The following is a 16059-nucleotide window of genomic DNA, read 5'->3' on the forward strand; positions in this document are numbered from 1 at the left end:
TCATGGATTGGATACAGCTTCGCATTTCCACCACAACAGAGGGCATTGAGCCTGTTTGTGCCGTGTTGATGGACGCCGGCATTACGGGCATGGAGATAGAAGATGCGAAAGATTTTCATTGCTTTTTAGAAGCCAACCGCAGCACATGGGACTATGTGGACGAAGAACTGATGTCGGCTTTTGGCGGCGATACTTGCGTGAAATTTTACGTTACAGACAACGCCTGCGGCGCCGACATGCGCACACAGGTTACCGAGGGATTAAAGCGCCTGGCCGCTATGGACGAAAAAGGCGAATATGGCGCTCTTTCTGTCACCTCTGCCAACATGAAGGAGGAGGACTGGGCGGAAAATTGGAAACAATATTTTAAGCCGATGAACGTAGGCGACAAAATTTTGATTCTGCCTGAGTGGGAACGCTTAACCGAGCCGACAGACCGCACGGTGTTCACTGTAAACCCGGGCATGAGCTTCGGCACAGGCTCCCATCACACCACCCAGCTATGCATTCAGGACCTGGAGCAGCGCATAGCACCCGGAATGTCTGTTTTAGACTTGGGGTGCGGCAGCGGAATTTTATCTATCATTGCTTTGCTTTTGGGCGCAAAAGACGCCACAGCGGTGGACATTGACCCCAATGCGGTGGAAATTGCAGTGCAAAACGCAAAGCGTAACAGGATAGACTTAAATACATACCGCACGTTTTCCGGCGACATTGTCAGCGACAAAGTGCTTTTTCGTGCGGTAGCCGACAAAGAATATGACATTGTGTTGGCCAACATTGTGGCAGATGTAATTATCGGCATGGAGCCGGTCATTCCAAAACTTCTCAAGTCCGGCGGCGTGTTCATAACCTCAGGCATTATTCAAGAGCGCGAAGCCGATGTGACGGCTGCATACGAAAAAACAGGGCTAACCTTAACCGGCCGGCAGGAACAGGGCGGCTGGGTAGCACTGCAATATATTAAATGACATTTACTCCCAAGACAGCTTGTTTTGGGAGTAATTTTCAGTAAAACAGACAATAAACACGCAATTGAACCAGACGAGCTTTTTACGACAGCGAAAGCCGCCTCCTATATTGACGTATGCAAGGGCTGGCAGGAGGAATTTATTTAAGGAGCTGTGTATATTTTTGGAACGTAAAAGCGGAGTTTTAATGCACATTTCGTCGCTTCCCGGTGAATATTCCATCGGAAGCTTCGGAACTGAAGCAAAACAATTTATAGACTTTTTAAAAAGCTGTGGCTTTACCTATTGGCAGGTTTTGCCGTTTTGTATGATTGACGAGTGTAACTCGCCTTATAAATCCTATTCTGCCTTTGGCGGAAACCCCTATTTTGTTGATTTGAATACGCTGTATCATCAGGGCCTTTTAACCGACGGGGAGATGAGCTCCCAGCGGCAGCAAACGCCGTTTAGCTGTGAATATGTTCGACTTTACCACAACCGCGTTTCTGTTTTGACGGCGGCTTCGCAGCGGGCGGAAAATGTTCAGGAGATTGAAACGTTCATTGAAAATGATTCGCACTTAAAAGCCTTCTGTGAGTTTATGACGTTAAAGCAGGCCAACCACCAGGCGCCCTGGTATGAATGGACCAATTTTGAAATGGACAAAGATACACTGTTTGCCTGGAAGTTTATTCAGTTCCACTTTTTCACCCAGTGGGCCGAAATTAAGCAATACGCCAACAGCCGCGGCGTGAAATTGATTGGCGACATGCCCATTTATGTGTCGCTGGACAGCGCGGATGTTTGGAGCAATAAAGAATTGTTTTTGCTGGACGAAAACAACCGTCCTACAAGCGTTGCCGGCGTTCCGCCGGACTATTTTGCGCAGGACGGCCAGCTTTGGGGCAACCCTATTTATAACTGGGGCAAAATGCGCGAAACAAACTTTTCATGGTGGCGGGAGCGCATGATGCACATGTTTTCTATGTTTGACAGCGTAAGAATTGATCATTTTCGGGGAATTGAGTCTTACTGGGCGGTTCCGGGAAGCGCGAAAACAGCCCGCGAAGGCAAGTGGGAAAAAGGCCCGGGCATGGAACTGGTGGAAGCAATTCGCCAAATTCAGGGGGAAAGAAGCGTAATCGCAGAGGATTTGGGCGACATTACCCAGGAGGTCATCGATCTGGTGAACAACAGCGGTTTCCCCGGTATGCGGGTGTTCCAGTTCGCCTTCATGGGTGGCGGCGACACACCACATTTGCCTCACAATTATCCAAACAACTGCGTGGCTTACACCGGCACTCACGACAACAACACTCTTTTGGGCTACCTTTGGGAGCTTGATCCCCAAACGCGACGGCATATGCTAAAATATTGCGGCTATACCGACGAAAACTGGGAGAAAGGCTACGACGCCATTTTGCGAACCATGTTTGCAAGCCACGCCGGGCTTGTTGTTCTGCCCATTCAGGATTTGCTGGGCTACGGCTCGGACACACGCTTAAACATTCCCGGAAAGGCAGACGGGAACTGGCAATACCGCGTGACGGAGGAACAGCTAAACGCTATTGACAAAGAAAAATTTAAACAGTTGAACGAACTTTATAAACGCACATAAAAGGAGACAAAATTATGAGGACAATTCAAAACATTGCCTATGCCGGCACAAACAACGAACGGCAGCTGCTGGATTTGTATCTGCCTGAGACAGAAAACTTTAAGACGTTTGTCTATTTTCACGGCGGCGGTTTAGAGGCCGGCTCAAAAGGGGAGGGTATTGATGAATTTGCCGGGTTAATTGACAAAAATATTGCGGTTGCGCGGGTAAACTACAGGCTCTATCCCTTTGCGCAGTTTCCTGACTTTATCCGCGACTGCGCGGCAAGCCTTGCATGGGTAAAAGACCACATCAAAGAATATGGCGGCAGTGACACAATATTTGCCGGTGGTTCCTCCGCCGGCGGATACATTGCCATGATGTTGTATTTCGACAAAAAATATTTGGCGCCCTTTCACCTTTCGCCCAACGATTTTGCAGGCTTTGTGTTCGACGCGGGCCAGCCAACTACCCACTTTAACGTTTTAAGGGAGCGTGGAGAAGACCCGCGGCGGGTTATCATAGACGATTGTGCCCCCATCTTCCATATTAATGACTACAGCGGCGAGCCGCCTGTGCTGGTAATTGTTTCGGACGACGATATGCAAAACCGGTATGAGCAGACGCAGCTTTTGCTTTCCACCATGAATCATTTCGGTTACCCAAAAGAAAACATCGCATTTCAGCTGATGGAGAACAGCGAGCACTGTTCCTACTGCTCTCAGCCCATTTTTGCGCAAATGATTTACGACTTCATAGAAAAGAGGAACGCACGTTGAAAAATTCGTTTTTTTACATATTGCTTACAGCAGTTTTGTTTACCACTTTAGAGCCAGTCAGCAAGCTCATCGCAGCAGACGTTTCTCCCCTGGCCATGACGTTTATCCGGTTTTTTATCGGCGGCGCAATGCTGCTGCCCTTTGCTGTTACAAAACTGCGCAAGAACAACATTAAGCTTTCTGCAAAGGATTTTATCACACTGGCTCTTTTGGGGGTTTTATGCATCTGTATCAGCATGCTGATGCTGCAGGTGGCAGTTTTAAAGGCGGACTCTCCGGCTTTAATCGCCATCATTTTTTGCTCTAACTCTGTGTTCACCATTTTATTGGCAACGGTGTTTTTAAAAGAAAAGATGACGGTGAAAAAGGCTTTGGCAATGGTTTTGTGCATTGCCGGCGTGCTTGTTTTAGCAGACTTTTCTTCCGGCACAAACGTGGTTTCAATCTTGCTTGCCGTGGGCGCGGCGCTAACCTTCAGCCTGTATACGGTTTTGAGCAAAAAATATTCTGCTAAGTTAAGCGGCGTTATCCAAACCGGATTTTCGTTCTTTTTTGGCAGCCTGGTGCTGCTGGTCATTTTGCTGTTCACTGGTGAAAGCATTTTTTCCGGCCTCACCACAGGCAAAACCATTGGAATTATGCTCTATTTAGGAGTTGCCGTTACAGGACTGGGCTACTGGGCATTTTTTAGGGCCATGGAAAAGTCTTCCGCCACGGCGGCTTCCACAGCGTTTTTTATAAAACCCATTTTAACGCCCTTTGCGGCGTTTTTCATCAATGGAATTGCTCCGGCGCCAAAGGTGTTTGCCGCTTTAATTTTAGTGGTGGCCGGCTCTGTGCTTGCCTCCATGCCTACAAAACAAATGGAGCCTTCCGAACAGCATACGCAAACTATAAATTAAAGGACTGCATTTATGAACGTATATGATTTCGACAACACCATTTACGACGGGGAAAGCGTTTTCGATTTTTACCTCTACAGCGTGCGCAGACAGCCAAAGCTCATTCGCTACTTGTTTGTGGTGGTTAAAGCGTTTTTAAAGTATAAGTTTTGCCGCATTACCACGGAGGAGTTTGAAAAGATTGCAGAGAAGCACGCCCAAAACTATTTATCTCAGCTGAAAGACATTGATTTTTTAATAAAAGATTTTTGGGATAAAAATCAGCACAAGATAAAACATTTTTATCTTTGCTCCAGACGGGAAGACGACGTTATCATTTCCGCGTCTATTGGTTTTTTGCTGGAGGAGCTGTTTTCCCGCATTGGCGTAAAAAATTATTTGGCCACAGAGGTGGACAAATATACAGGAGAGGTTCAAAAAATTTGTTACTGGAAAAACAAGGTGCAGCTTTTTTACAGTCGGTTTCCCGGCGCGGAAATAGAAAATTTTTATACCGACTCGAAAAATGACGCCGCAATGATGCAAATAGCAAACCGAACATATATGGTAAAGGGCGAAGATTTAGAACTGATTGACGGAACCAGCTGCGAAGAATTCGCGCTGAACCACATTGGATAGCGGGGGAGAGAAATGTTTTATGTTTACCTGCTCGCCTGCCGCGACAACACCCTATACTGCGGCTATACCAACGATTTAGAAAAGAGACTCTCAGCCCACAACAGCGGCAGGGGTGCAAAATATACGAAAAGCCGGCTTCCCGTACGTCTGGTTTACAGCGAGGCCTATGAAGACAAGTCAGACGCATTAAAGCGCGAATGCGCCGTGAAAAAGTTGAAAAAGAGCCAAAAGCTAAAACTGATTGAACAACAAAACAGCGGCCGGTTATAACCGCTGCCAAAAGTGTGGTTTTAACCGCGGTCGTTTGCTTCACCGCTTGTTCGAATTGCGGTCTGCGACCGCTCCCGGGTGATGGCTTGAAATTCGGTCAGGGTGTTCGAGCGAAAGATGCCTGCCCGGGGAACGCGAAAGCGGTTTTCCCGTTTGCATGTTCCCCATCCAAAGGAGCGGAAAGCGATGTCGTAATAGCGAGAGGCCTGCTCGCCTAAATCTTTCGACCAGAAACCGCCTGGTGCTGCCAGCGCACGCACGGGTTTTTTAGTGACGGTTTCAATGACAGCTTTTGAATGGGAAAACTGATATTCCGTTTCATCATGGGTCAGGTTTTTTAAATTCTGATGGGAAACCGTGTGACTCTGAATGCTTACCAAACCACTGTCAGACATTTCTTTCAGCTGGGCGCCAGTCATGCGTCCGGGCTTCCCAATCTCGTCTGAAACCACAAAAATAGTTGCTTTTAGGCCATATTTTTTTAAAAGTGGAAAAGCAGTGGTGTAGTTGTCGATGTATCCGTCGTCAAAGGTGATGACAACGGGGCGGTGGGTTTTTCCTGCCTCCGGTAGTTCCTCCGCAAAAATGCCGGTATATTTCATGCGCTTTAAGTAGGCGAGCTGCTGTTCAAAATCTTTCACCTTAACGCTTAATGCCTCGTCTTTTCCCACAGGAACGTCGCTGATGCTGTGGTACATAAAAACGGGAACCGAGGGTTCCGCCAAAACGTCGCAGGCAGGAGAGGCGTCAAGCGTCAGCACAACAACGGCAAACAAAAGTGCAAAGGCCAATTTTAAATGTTTCACAGCGAAATTGCCTCCTAAATGAATGGATGGCACCATTTTATCATTTTCGACAGAAAAAAACAACCCCTTAGGCGTGTTTGCTACAGGATTGTAACAAAAAAGGAATGCCAAGCAGACATTCCCAAAAAGCTCTTATAACAGAGCGCAAATTTTCACTTTGTTGAGCAAATCTGTAAGCCGGGTTCTGTATTTGATGATTATCTGTCTAGGCCGCACATTACTGCACGGCTCAAGCCACCGCCAAACACAGGCATGCCGGGCCGGCTAAGCCTGCGTAAGCCAATACGGTGTTGCTTCGGATGGGGTTTACATGGCCGCAGCGTCGCCGCAGCGCCGGTGAGCTCTTACCTCGCCTTTCCACCTTTACCTGCACAGGCACATATTGTACAATTCAATCTTTACAGAAAGCTATGCAGGAAGTCTATTTCTGTTGCACTGTCCTTAGAGTCGCCTCCACCGGGAGTTACCCGGCACCCTTGCCCTGCGAAGCCCGGACTTTCCTCGTGAGAAACAATTCTCCCGCAACCATCTGACTTACTCAACTTTTTTATTATATCATTGAAACAAATGTTTGTCAATAAAACGGTAAAATTAAAAAAAATACTTGACAATTTATGTGTTTGATAGTATAATATATTTCTGTTAGCGAGTGTGCTGGAATCGGCAGACAGGCACGTTTGAGGGGCGTGTGTCGTAGACGTACGGGTTCAAGTCCCGTCACTCGCACCAACATTTTAATAACATGATAGGGTGGGTAGCAGATGCAAAAAATAGTTTATATCAGCAACAGTCGGGATTATACCGAACAAAACGATATCAATGACAATAAATATCTCGTGCGCATAAATAAATTATTAGAAGAAGGCTGGACAATTTCGCAGTTGAATCCATATACTGTTGATGTAGATCCTAAGCTTGAAAATTATCTGCATAAAGAAACCCTTGTATCATTTGTTATTCTTGAAAAGAACGAAGAAAAGAGCCAATAACACTGTTTTTCGGCCGTCAAGAACCTTTGCTTTTACTGCATTTGTGACTAAGTTCTGTAAGAACACTCACACCAAAAGCCGCAGCAATCACGCTGCGGTTTCATTTTGGGGAATTAGCTCAGCTGGGAGAGCGCGTGGTTCGCAATCACGAGGTCAGGGGTTCGATCCCCCTATTCTCCACCACATCGCGGCAAGCATTTTAGCTTGCCGCTTTTTCTTTTGCAAAACACGTTTGCGTGTTACATCTATTTTGTATTTATTGTAATTTTGTGTCTCATAGCGTCCTCCAGCGTTTGATACAGCATTTCCACATCAATGGGTTTTGCAATATGCACATTCATTCCTGCCTCCAGTGCCAGCGCCACATCCTCGCGGAACGCGTTGGCGGTCATAGCAATAATAGGGATGGTGCGGGCGTTGGGGCAGCCGGAGCTTCGGACTACCTTTGTGGCCTGATAGCCGTCCAGTTGCAGTTTCGTCCTTTTAAAGAGCAGAACCAGTCAACCGTTTCCCTATCGTTACGTACGCACACAACCTCAGCTCCGGACTTTTGTAAAATCTCCGCCTCAATTTCGCTGTAGTCGTAAGCGGTTATGATAATGATTGGAGTATCGGGGCCAATGGTTGCGCGAATTCCAAACTTCTTCAAAAGAAAAGAGGCATATGCGCAGTCGTCAGGGGCGTCGTCGCTTATCAGCACACGAAGTGAGCCCATTGCAGGATATAGAACTGCTTCGGATTGTGTGGTTTTTTCAAATGGCACCTCTACAACAAAGGTGGTTCTCCTTCATCGGGGCTGCTTTTTACGGATACGGTGCCATTAAAAAGACTGACAAGGTTTTTGGTAATGGGCATTTTAAAACCGGTCCCGCCAATCGTGTTCTCCTGTTCAAAGGGTTCATAGAGCTTTTGCAAAAACTTCTCGCTCATGCCCCTGCCCGTGTCTGACATCGTAAACCGCAGTTTCACCTCGCCGCTGCCGGGAAGACTTTTCACATCGAAAAGCACTCTGCTATTTTCCGGCGTAAATTTTACAGCGTTTGACAAAAGATTAATCAAAATCTGGTTTATGCGCATTGCGTCGCCCAGCAGCTCCTCCAGTAAAATTGTGTACAGACGCCTTAAATTCCAGTCCACGTGCAGCCGCCTGGGGATAAATGATGGTTGTAACATCTAAAATATCGTTAATGAGGGAGAGCAGGTGTTTGGAAGAAAAGCTGATCTTTTCCAGACAGTCCTTTGTGCGTGCATTGTCACCAATCTGTGCGGCGGCAATTGTGGTCATACCAATGATGGCGTTCATGGGAGTGCGGTTTTCGTGAGACATGCAGGAAAGAAAATCCCGTTTCGCGGTGTTGGTCTGCTGGGCGCTTTTTAAATCGTCCTGAAGCTTCGCCAAAAAGGGACGTGTTCGCCCTGTTTCACCTTGTCAAGCTGGGGAATGATATGCTCTTTGTTGACCTCTAAAAGCTCCATGTGAAGGTGGTCTTTAATGAGATCTTTAGCTACAAAACCCGAAATATTATCATATAATGGACTGTGCCTTTTCTATTTGAACAAAATCATTTACGTTAATTATGACCGAGTAGGCAATAGGAAAACCATCAAATTCATTTTATGTGATAACGCCGTTACGCTGCACCCACACATGTCCGCCGCCCTTAACTGGCATTTGGGTGATAAGGCTGTATTTTGTTTCACCTGCATGAATTGATTCTTTTATAACGTTTTGAATTTTTTTAGCTCCTCTTCGTAATGGTGATACGGATAATAAAGGTACGGGCGGTTGTGGAACAGCGCCACCATTCCCACCGTTTCTATTTTATAATAAAGCATGCCATAAAAAAATGATAAAATGCAACAACCTGCGAAAATTTCGTTTTAAAGCAGGATGAAACTGCTTTCTTTTTCTATAGTGGTATGATATAATAATGAAAAATATGATAAGGGGTATAGGGGGAAACAGATTTTGGATTCCAACCGAATGGAGCTTCATCAGCTAATTTATGAACTTTTCAAACGGCAAATTATGTTTGGCGTTCACCACTTTGAGGATACGCTCCCAACAATGAAAGAGGCCAGCGAATATTTTTTTGTGTCAGTTGACACTGTCCGCAAGGCCTACCTTAAGCTGAAGCAGGAGGGATATATCACCCTTAGCACGGGCGTTGGCGCTGTGGTCAGTGTGCGGTATGGAAACAGGGCAATTCGGCGCAATATTCAAAATTTTTTTGCCCGCCGTAGGACTGCACTGTTCGATTTGGCCCATTCAACATTTCCGCTGCTGAGCTATGCGCAATGGGTTTCACTAAGGTATGCCGCCCCGGAGATTTTAGATGAAGTAGAAGCCTTTTGCACAGCAAAAAATTCGCCTTCACCCTACAGGCGCGTGCAGCAGTTTTTATTAATTTACAATTCCCTGGGAAACGATTTGCTTATCAGGCTCATCTGGCAAATGCTTTTGTTTTTGCAGGCGCCTTTTTTAAGCTATTCGCAAAACAGGAACTATTTTAACGGCGCAGGGCCGCTCCGCGATATGGTGCAGCTGTGCCGGAAAAAAGACTGGAAAGCGCTTTGGAACGCAATTGAACTCTTTCAGCGCCAGTTTATATCGGCACTGCGTTTGTTTTATAATGAACGCATTCCGAAAGGCGGTGGGGAACAGGTAGAATTTGATTGGAGTATCTACAAAGAATCTTCGCAGATATGCTATTCTTTAGGACTGAAGCTGCTGCACGAAATTCGCGAGGACAGCATTTTAGAAGGAACTTACTTGTCTGCTCCCACAAAAATTGCCGAGGACAACGGCGTTTCCCTTAACACAGTGCGGAGGACCATTTCTATTTTAAACAAACTGGGTGCTACACAGACGGTAAACGGCGTAGGCACAAAGGTGCTGTCGCCTCTGGAAAGTGTGAAAAATAGAAACGTTACTCACCCAGTTATTCAAAACCGCCTTTTGACTTTTGCTCAGTGTGTTCAGATTTTGACTTTATCTTGCCGCGCTTGCGCGCAAATGACAGCGGTTTCCCTAACAAAATTCGGAATAAATGCTTGGGTAAATCAGCTAAAAAAAGTGAAACGAAGCGGACAGTATGAATTTATGGTTTATACCTGTATGGAATTTATTTCTAAATTTTCTCCTTACCAGGCGCTGCAGAAAAGCTATGCCCAGTTGTTGGAACAGTTGTTTTGGGGATATCCCCTGCGGGATATGCACGGAACAAGGGAGTCTATTAATGCCTTTTATCTTCCGTATCTCAATGGTCTGATAAACTGTCTTGAACAGAATGAACTTTTGGACTTTTCACTCATCCTGGAGCAGCTGATGCGAAAAGAGTTAGAATTTACCGTAAATTATCTGAAAGACCTGGGAATCCCAAACGTTTCCGCTATCCTTGTTTTTGATGATGAAGATATTACCAAATAAAATAAACAAAAAACGCTTGACAAATATAATTGCATGTGCTATAATAAACTTGTATTCAGGATAATTGCTTTATCTCACATGTAGTGCTGATCGAGTCGTTTGATTTGTACTGTATGTGTTTTTTTTGTTTTTATATGGGTACAAAATTATTATTTAGGAGGTACCCTTATAATGAATAAAGGTATTGTAAAATGGTTTAATGCAGAAAAAGGTTTTGGTTTTATCACAGACGATAACGGCGGCGAAGATGTATTCGTACATTTTTCAGCAATCGTTTCCGACGGTTTTAAAACATTAACAGAAGGCCAGAGCGTCACATTTGACACCGAGGCTGACCCGAAAAACAGCAGCAAATTAAGAGCTGTTAACGTTTGCGCAGCATAACCTAAAAAGCATAGCCGCAGGAAAATTCCTGCGGCTTATTTTTATGCTTGCAGTAAATTTGTTTTTAACTGGGGATTTTTATAGGAGAAGGGAGTAATTGACGATATGTTCAAACACGAAAAGCTTCTGTTTCATCCTGTAGGCGTGGAACAGCCCAACCGCAATATGCAGCACTGCTTTAAGAACAGCTTGGCGGTGCAAACGGCGAGTTAAAGGCGGCAATGCAGCATCCGTCCCAGAGCTTCCGGATTAAGGACCCGGAGAGTAAAGACCTGTTTTTAGACATTGTGGCAGAGGAACTGGGCCACATGGAAATGGCGGCACAAACCATTAGTTTGTTAAACGGCCACGACGTAGATGCATCGAAGGAGCCGGCGGGGAAAGTGCAAAACCATGTATTTTTAAGGCTTAACCCCGGGCTGCTCAATACCTCCGGCTATTTCTGGACCAGTGACTATGTTACGGTACTGGTGATTTGTGCGCCGATTTACCGCCTGACATTGCGTCGGAACAGCGTGCAAAAGTGGTTTATGAATTTCTGTACCGCCAAATTGACGATAAAAAAGTAAAAGAAACCATAGATTTTTTTGCTGAACCGGGAAGAAGCGCACAACGACATGTTCAGAGAGGCGTTTAACCGCGTGCAGGACACTGGTTCTAATCGGGATTTCGGCACAACTCAGGCGGCTAAATGTATTTCAGATTTCGAGCCACTCACCCGACTCCAGTTTTCAGGATACACAGGTTACATCGCCCTCGTTTCGTTAATGAATTTTTCGCAAAAGCCGGCTGCAAAATAGCAGCCGGCTTTTATTATTGTAAAAAGAAAAAAGATGTGCTATAATGGACCCAACAAGCATCACAAGGGAGGATATATAAAGTGAGAGCATGCATCATTCAACCACCATATTCTAAAGATTCGTCAAAGTCTGATGAATATTTTGATTATAAAATACAACAGCTTGATAAATGTGATGAAACAGTAGACATAATTGTTTTGCCGGAATATAGTGATGTTCCGTGTGCTACTGCCACGAGGGAGGAAACGATTTTTTACCACAATAAATACATTAATATTCTCCTAAATAAGTGTATTGAAACCGCAAAGAGATGTAATGCACTTGTTTTTGTCAATGCACTTTACGAAGAAAACAATAATTTTAGAAATACAACGTATGTCTATAATCGAAAGGGTGCGCTTATAGGAAAATATTTTAAAAAGCATTTGCCACCGCTTGAACTTAATACATTAGAGTTAGATTCTGATTACACCTTTGAATTTTCAGAACCTTATGTTATTGAAGTTGACGGGTTAAGATATGGATTTTTAACTTGTTACGATTTTTATTTTTATGAATCTTTTGCAAATATTGCAAGAAAAAATGTGGACATTATTATAGGTTGTTCACTTCAAAGAAGTGATAGCCATGCTGCCATTGAAATAATATGCAGATTTTTAGCATACAACACAAATGCGTATGTAATTCGTTCATCAGTGAGCTTTAATGAAAATTCCGATATATGTGGTGCAAGTATGGTAGTATCACCTTATGGGGAAGTACTTAAAAATATGGAAGGTAAATTTGGCATGGAAATTGTTGAGTTTGACCCTGAAGATAAACACTATAAACCCGCAGGCTTTGGTAATCCTGATGCTCCTCATTATGAATACATAGAGTTTGGACGCAAACCGTGGCAATACAGACCGGCAGGAAGTGCAATAATAAAAAACGAGTATATGCTTAAATATCCCAGAGTGTGTGCACATAGAGGCTTTAGTACAATTGCTCCTGAAAACAGTATGCCTGCATTTGGTGCAGCAATAGCAATGGGTGCTGAAGAAATTGAATTTGATTTGTGGCCGACGCTTGATGGTGAAATTGTATCCTGTCATGATAGAAATCTTGAAAGAGTAAGCACAGGTACTGGGCTTATAACGGAGCATACATTAAGCGAACTGGAAAAATTGGATTTCGGAATTAAGTTCGGCGAAAAATTTAAAGGCTTGCATATTATAAAATTTGAAGAAATTTTGAAAAAGTTTTCTTGCCATGTCATTATGAATATTCATATTAAGCCTTTGTCATATTCAGAACCATATCCTGAAAATACGATGAAAAAAATTATTGAGCTTATTAAAAGATATGACTGTGAAAAGTATGTATATCTTATGCTTGAAACTGATATGCAAATTGAACAATTCAAAGAATATGCACCTGAAATTTCGGTATGTGTAGGTCATTTAGAAGACAGACCATGGGAAATTGTAGATAGGGCAATTAAATTTGGTTGCGAAAAGGTACAGCTTTATAAACCATATTTCAATCAGGATATGATAGATAAGGCACATGCAAATGGAATTAGATGTAATGTGTTCTGGTCAGATGAACCAAAAGAAACCAAAGAATTTTTGGATATGGGTATAGATACCATACTTACAAACGACTATAATAGAATATCACAAGTGGTTAAAGGCTAATTAAAGTGGCATCTATATTGTGAACTAATTATATAATAAAAAGAAAATACCGGGAGCGGTTCTATGAAAAACTACGACAATTTAAACGCATATTCTAAAGACGATTTAATCCGTCTCATTGAAATATATTCGAAAAACTGGCTGGCAATGGACGGTGTGTGGTTTCAGTCTGTGGAACAAAAGCTTGGCATGGACGAGGCCATGTTTCACGACGGGGAGGCCTGGCGGCGGTTCACTGTGATTGAAGCCAAACGGATTAAAGAATTTTTAAAGCTTATGGAGAACCCCGGGCTTGAGGGATTAAAGAAGGCGCTGGGGCTTCGGTTTTATGCAAACATCAATGAAGACAAAATTGAAATTTGCGGCAACACCTTAACCTATTCCACGGTTCACTGCCGGGTGCAAACAGCCCGAGAGCGGAAAAAAATGCCCTTTCATCCCTGCAAGGAAGTGGGAATTATTGAATATTCAGAATTTGCTAAGGTGATTGACAGCAGAATTTCCTGCGAATGCGTCAGCTGTTACCCGGAGGTAACGGACGAAACCTGCTGCTGTAAATGGAAATTTATTTTAAACGAACAATAAAAAGGAGGAAAACACATGTTTAGCGAACTTAGTACGTTAAAAGACATAAAATCCAGATCGATTTGCCCTGAAAACTTTACCGGTGAAAAAGGCGGCGGCGGTAGGGCAGAAACCGGCACAGGAGCCGGCTGTGCCCGGGAGCTTGGCATAGGCTGGAAGGTGTCGCCATCGATTCAAATTGCGCCCGGTGAAACCTTTGTTCTGGCCGAGATTTTTGGTGAGGGAAAGATTAAACACATTTGGATTGTGGACGACTGCAATTTAAACCGCCAGCTGATTTTAAGAATGTATTGGGACGGCAGCACCACGCCGTCGGTGGAAACGCCCCTGTGTGACTTTTTTGCCAGCGCGGACTATCAAACCTTTGCCCAGCTCACCTCTGCGGCGGTTTGCGTCAATCCCAAACGGGCCTTTAACTGCTACTGGGAAATGCCCTTTCACAATGCATGTAAAATTACCCTGGAAAATATCCACACAGAACCTATTACGGTTTATTATCAGATTGACTACACCGAGGAGGCCGTAGCGGAAAACAGCGCCTATTTCCACGCCCAGTTCAGACGGGCGAACCCCCTGCCATACAAGGAGGTTTACACTATTTTAGATAATGTAAGAGGCCGTGGACACTACGTGGGAACCTATTTGTTTTGGGGCGTGAACAACAGCGGCTGGTGGGGAGAGGGCGAAATTAAGTTCTATTTAGACGGCGACAAAGAATTTCCTACCATTTGCGGCACCGGAACGGAGGACTATTTCTGCGGCTCCTATAACTTCGATATTGGCGGGAAATATCAGGAATTCTGCACGCCTTATGCGGGCCTTGCCAAAGTTATTAGGCCAGATGGACTGTATCAGTCTCAAACGCGGTTTTCTATGTACCGCTGGCACCTTTTAGACCCGATTTATTTTGAGCAGGACATTAAAGTTACTATTCAGGCCTTGGGGTGGAGAAGCGGCGGGCGATATCTGCCTCTGCAGGACGATATTTCGTCGGTTGCGTTCTGGTATCAAAAGGATATCTGCAATACGTTTCCCGAATTTCCTGACAGAAATGCGCTGGAAATAGTTTGAGTGTTCTAAGGTGCGCGGAAAATATTTTTCTGCGCACCTGTCTTTCTATATATTTATTCATCAAAGCGCAAAATTTGTGCTTTACAAACCTGACGCAATGTGCTATAATAATAGTCAATAAGCGGGTGTAGTTTAGTGGTAAAACATCAGCTTCCCAAGCTGAGGTTATGGGTTCGATTCCCACCATCCGCTCCAGTTCATTGTTTGCCCGACAGCAGGTCGGGCATTTTTCATGTTTTTAAAGGAGAAAGCTTTATGGATTCTTTTTTACTTGTCGGCCAGTCTAACATGGCCGGACGTGGTTTTACAAACGAAGTTCCGGAATTTGAAAATAACCATTTGTTTGTGCTGCGAAATGGAAGATGGCAGCAGATGTACCGTCCGGTGGTATGCGACCGTTACTTTTCCGGCGTGTGCCTGGCAGAAAGCTTTGCAGACAGCTACAGCCGCGAACATAATGTTGACGTGGGTTTGATTCCCTGTGCAGACGGCGGAACGTCTTTGAACGAGTGGGAGCGAGGCGGTCTGCTTTATGACCATGCTGTTATGCAAGCGCGTCTGGCTCAGAGAACATCCATAATTAGAGGTATTTTATGGCACCAGGGAGAAGCGGAATGTTCCTTAGAAAATGCTGCTCTCTATGAAGAAAAGTTTCTAAAAATTTTGAACGGTTTTCGTGAAGATTTAAACCTTCCCGATGTACCGGTGTTAATTGGCGGATTGGGAGATTTTCTTCCCTTGTGCGCCGAAAATTTTATTCCTTGGGCACCTGTAGTAAATTGTGCACTTGAACATATTTGCCAAACGCAGCATCAAACGGCGTTTGTTTCCGCTAAAGGGCTGGGCGCAAATCCTGATAATCTGCACTTTAACGCAAAAGCTTTGATTGAATTTGGCAAAAGATATTATGCGGCTTATCAAACATTGGCGCCACAAGCAAAAACAGCAGAAAGCCAGCATTTAGAAGATGGAAAAATTAAAAGCGAAATGGAGCTTTTGTAATAAGGGGGGGAACTGCGATGGATGATACGTTGTGCGAAAACTGCATGAACTTTACATATGACGAAGATGCGGAAGATTATGCCTGCTGCAGGGATTTAGACGAGGACGAGATGCTGGTGCTTCTAAGCAGCAGGTATCAAAAATGTCCATATTTCCGTTTTGGCGACGACTATACCATTGTGAAAAAACAGAATTGA

At 44.4% G+C, this 16059-nt stretch carries 19 protein-coding genes, 3 tRNA genes, 1 other RNA gene and 2 pseudogenes; 19 read left to right on the forward strand and 6 right to left on the reverse strand.

What is annotated here, in order from left to right; translation table 11 throughout:
* The first annotated feature begins 2 nt into the window (after positions 1–2).
* From prmA to WIG73_RS10310, 7 genes are read left to right on the forward strand one after another with little or no spacing between them, the layout of a single operon-like run.
* Entirely contained in the window at positions 3–971 is a 969-nt protein-coding gene (gene prmA, locus WIG73_RS10280; protein WP_337400454.1) for a 50S ribosomal protein L11 methyltransferase, read from the forward strand.
* Positions 972–995: 24 nt separating this feature from the next.
* Positions 996–1118 carry a hypothetical protein gene (locus tag WIG73_RS10285; protein WP_337400455.1) on the forward strand — a complete coding sequence of 41 codons (123 nt, stop codon included), beginning with the start codon at positions 996–998 and terminating at the stop codon, positions 1116–1118.
* Positions 1119–1134: 16 nt separating this feature from the next.
* Positions 1135–2568, forward strand: a complete 1434-nt coding sequence (gene malQ, locus WIG73_RS10290; RefSeq protein ID WP_337400456.1) for a 4-alpha-glucanotransferase — start codon at positions 1135–1137, stop codon at positions 2566–2568.
* Between the two features lie 14 nt (positions 2569–2582).
* Entirely contained in the window at positions 2583–3326 is a 744-nt protein-coding gene (locus WIG73_RS10295) for an alpha/beta hydrolase (RefSeq protein WP_337400457.1), read from the forward strand.
* Positions 3323–4228, forward strand: coding sequence for an EamA family transporter (locus WIG73_RS10300; protein ID WP_337400458.1), 906 nt, complete (start codon positions 3323–3325; stop codon positions 4226–4228). The genes WIG73_RS10295 and WIG73_RS10300 overlap by 4 nt, the downstream gene beginning before the upstream one ends.
* 12 nt (positions 4229–4240) lie before the next feature.
* The gene (locus tag WIG73_RS10305) at positions 4241–4846 is read left to right on the forward strand and encodes a haloacid dehalogenase-like hydrolase (RefSeq protein WP_337400459.1); all 606 of its coding nucleotides are present in this window, start codon (positions 4241–4243) and stop codon (positions 4844–4846) included.
* A gap of 12 nt (positions 4847–4858) precedes the next feature.
* Positions 4859–5116: a GIY-YIG nuclease family protein gene (locus tag WIG73_RS10310; protein ID WP_337400460.1), complete on the forward strand. Its 258-nt coding sequence runs from the start codon at positions 4859–4861 to the stop codon at positions 5114–5116.
* A gap of 20 nt (positions 5117–5136) precedes the next feature.
* On the opposite strand, the gene WIG73_RS10315 is transcribed toward WIG73_RS10310, so the two are convergent.
* Positions 5137–5922 carry a polysaccharide deacetylase family protein gene (locus tag WIG73_RS10315; protein ID WP_337400462.1) on the reverse strand — a complete coding sequence of 262 codons (786 nt, stop codon included), beginning with the start codon at positions 5920–5922 and terminating at the stop codon, positions 5137–5139.
* 157 nt (positions 5923–6079) lie between these two features.
* An RNA gene (gene rnpB, locus WIG73_RS10320) (RNase P RNA component class A) lies at positions 6080–6463 on the reverse strand.
* A 104-nt stretch (positions 6464–6567) separates the two neighbouring features.
* On the opposite strand from rnpB, the gene WIG73_RS10325 reads away from it, so the two are divergent.
* The 3 genes from WIG73_RS10325 to WIG73_RS10335 all read left to right on the forward strand — a co-directional run bounded on the left by WIG73_RS10325 (position 6568) and on the right by WIG73_RS10335 (position 7094).
* Positions 6568–6651, forward strand: a tRNA-Leu gene (locus WIG73_RS10325).
* Positions 6652–6683: 32 nt separating this feature from the next.
* Positions 6684–6911: a hypothetical protein gene (locus WIG73_RS10330; protein WP_249310826.1), complete on the forward strand. Its 228-nt coding sequence runs from the start codon at positions 6684–6686 to the stop codon at positions 6909–6911.
* Positions 6912–7018: 107 nt separating this feature from the next.
* Positions 7019–7094 (forward strand) — tRNA-Ala (locus WIG73_RS10335).
* Between the two features lie 164 nt (positions 7095–7258).
* On the opposite strand, the pseudogene WIG73_RS10340 reads toward WIG73_RS10335, so the two are convergent.
* The 4 genes and pseudogenes from WIG73_RS10340 to WIG73_RS10355 form a co-directional block, all read right to left on the reverse strand.
* Positions 7259–7411 (reverse strand): annotated as a pseudogene (locus WIG73_RS10340) (hypothetical protein); the annotation flags it as partial.
* On the reverse strand, positions 7351–7626 hold the full coding sequence (locus WIG73_RS10345) for a hypothetical protein (protein ID WP_337400464.1): 276 nt from the start codon (positions 7624–7626) through the stop codon (positions 7351–7353). The pseudogene WIG73_RS10340 and the gene WIG73_RS10345, both read right to left, overlap by 61 nt.
* Positions 7627–7676: 50 nt before the next feature.
* Complete coding sequence (locus WIG73_RS10350; protein ID WP_337400465.1) at positions 7677–8048, reverse strand: ATP-binding protein; 372 nt, start codon at positions 8046–8048, stop codon at positions 7677–7679.
* Positions 7963–8310: a histidine kinase dimerization/phospho-acceptor domain-containing protein gene (locus WIG73_RS10355; protein WP_337400466.1), complete on the reverse strand. Its 348-nt coding sequence runs from the start codon at positions 8308–8310 to the stop codon at positions 7963–7965. Before WIG73_RS10355 ends, WIG73_RS10350 begins: the two co-directional genes overlap by 86 nt.
* Positions 8311–8880: 570 nt before the next feature.
* Here WIG73_RS10355 and WIG73_RS10360 point away from each other — a divergent pair.
* The 9 genes and pseudogenes from WIG73_RS10360 (at position 8881) to WIG73_RS10400 (ending at position 16059) form a co-directional block, all read left to right on the forward strand.
* Complete coding sequence (locus WIG73_RS10360) at positions 8881–10341, forward strand: GntR family transcriptional regulator (RefSeq protein WP_337400467.1); 1461 nt, start codon at positions 8881–8883, stop codon at positions 10339–10341.
* 171 nt (positions 10342–10512) lie between these two features.
* A complete protein-coding gene (locus WIG73_RS10365) occupies positions 10513–10725 on the forward strand; it encodes a cold-shock protein (protein ID WP_177679139.1) in 213 nt (70 codons plus the stop codon).
* A 105-nt stretch (positions 10726–10830) separates the two neighbouring features.
* Positions 10831–11493, forward strand: a pseudogene (locus WIG73_RS10370) (manganese catalase family protein).
* Between the two features lie 112 nt (positions 11494–11605).
* Positions 11606–13204, forward strand: coding sequence for a glycerophosphodiester phosphodiesterase family protein (locus tag WIG73_RS10375; RefSeq protein WP_337400470.1), 1599 nt, complete (start codon positions 11606–11608; stop codon positions 13202–13204).
* 63 nt (positions 13205–13267) lie between these two features.
* Positions 13268–13789 (forward strand): DUF6125 family protein, encoded by a 522-nt coding sequence (locus WIG73_RS10380; RefSeq protein ID WP_337400471.1) that lies wholly within the window; start codon positions 13268–13270, stop codon positions 13787–13789.
* Between the two features lie 15 nt (positions 13790–13804).
* Positions 13805–14860, forward strand: a complete 1056-nt coding sequence (locus WIG73_RS10385) for a glycoside hydrolase family 172 protein (RefSeq protein WP_337400472.1) — start codon at positions 13805–13807, stop codon at positions 14858–14860.
* 121 nt (positions 14861–14981) lie between these two features.
* Positions 14982–15055, forward strand: a tRNA-Gly gene (locus WIG73_RS10390).
* Between the two features lie 60 nt (positions 15056–15115).
* Positions 15116–15862, forward strand: coding sequence for a sialate O-acetylesterase (locus WIG73_RS10395; protein ID WP_337400473.1), 747 nt, complete (start codon positions 15116–15118; stop codon positions 15860–15862).
* A gap of 17 nt (positions 15863–15879) precedes the next feature.
* Positions 15880–16059: a DUF6472 family protein gene (locus WIG73_RS10400; protein WP_337400474.1), complete on the forward strand. Its 180-nt coding sequence runs from the start codon at positions 15880–15882 to the stop codon at positions 16057–16059.

Origin of the sequence: Congzhengia sp., assembly GCF_037235575.1 — a bacterium.
GTDB lineage: Bacteria > Bacillota > Clostridia > UBA1381 > UBA9506 > Congzhengia > Congzhengia minquanensis.

What these genes read in the sequence shown, in the direction of transcription:
- WIG73_RS10395 (WP_337400473.1), top strand. Translation starts at nt 15,116, where the DNA reads ATGGATTCTTTTTTACTTGTCGGCCAGTCTAACATGGCCGGACGTGGT.
- WIG73_RS10345 (WP_337400464.1), bottom strand. Translation starts at nt 7,626, where the DNA reads ATGGGCTCACTTCGTGTGCTGATAAGCGACGACGCCCCTGACGACTGC.
- prmA (WP_337400454.1), top strand. Translation starts at nt 3, where the DNA reads ATGGATTGGATACAGCTTCGCATTTCCACCACAACAGAGGGCATTGAG.
- WIG73_RS10310 (WP_337400460.1), top strand. Translation starts at nt 4,859, where the DNA reads ATGTTTTATGTTTACCTGCTCGCCTGCCGCGACAACACCCTATACTGC.
- WIG73_RS10400 (WP_337400474.1), top strand. Translation starts at nt 15,880, where the DNA reads ATGGATGATACGTTGTGCGAAAACTGCATGAACTTTACATATGACGAA.
- WIG73_RS10295 (WP_337400457.1), top strand. Translation starts at nt 2,583, where the DNA reads ATGAGGACAATTCAAAACATTGCCTATGCCGGCACAAACAACGAACGG.
- WIG73_RS10365 (WP_177679139.1), top strand. Translation starts at nt 10,513, where the DNA reads ATGAATAAAGGTATTGTAAAATGGTTTAATGCAGAAAAAGGTTTTGGT.
- WIG73_RS10305 (WP_337400459.1), top strand. Translation starts at nt 4,241, where the DNA reads ATGAACGTATATGATTTCGACAACACCATTTACGACGGGGAAAGCGTT.
- WIG73_RS10385 (WP_337400472.1), top strand. Translation starts at nt 13,805, where the DNA reads ATGTTTAGCGAACTTAGTACGTTAAAAGACATAAAATCCAGATCGATT.
- WIG73_RS10330 (WP_249310826.1), top strand. Translation starts at nt 6,684, where the DNA reads ATGCAAAAAATAGTTTATATCAGCAACAGTCGGGATTATACCGAACAA.
- WIG73_RS10380 (WP_337400471.1), top strand. Translation starts at nt 13,268, where the DNA reads ATGAAAAACTACGACAATTTAAACGCATATTCTAAAGACGATTTAATC.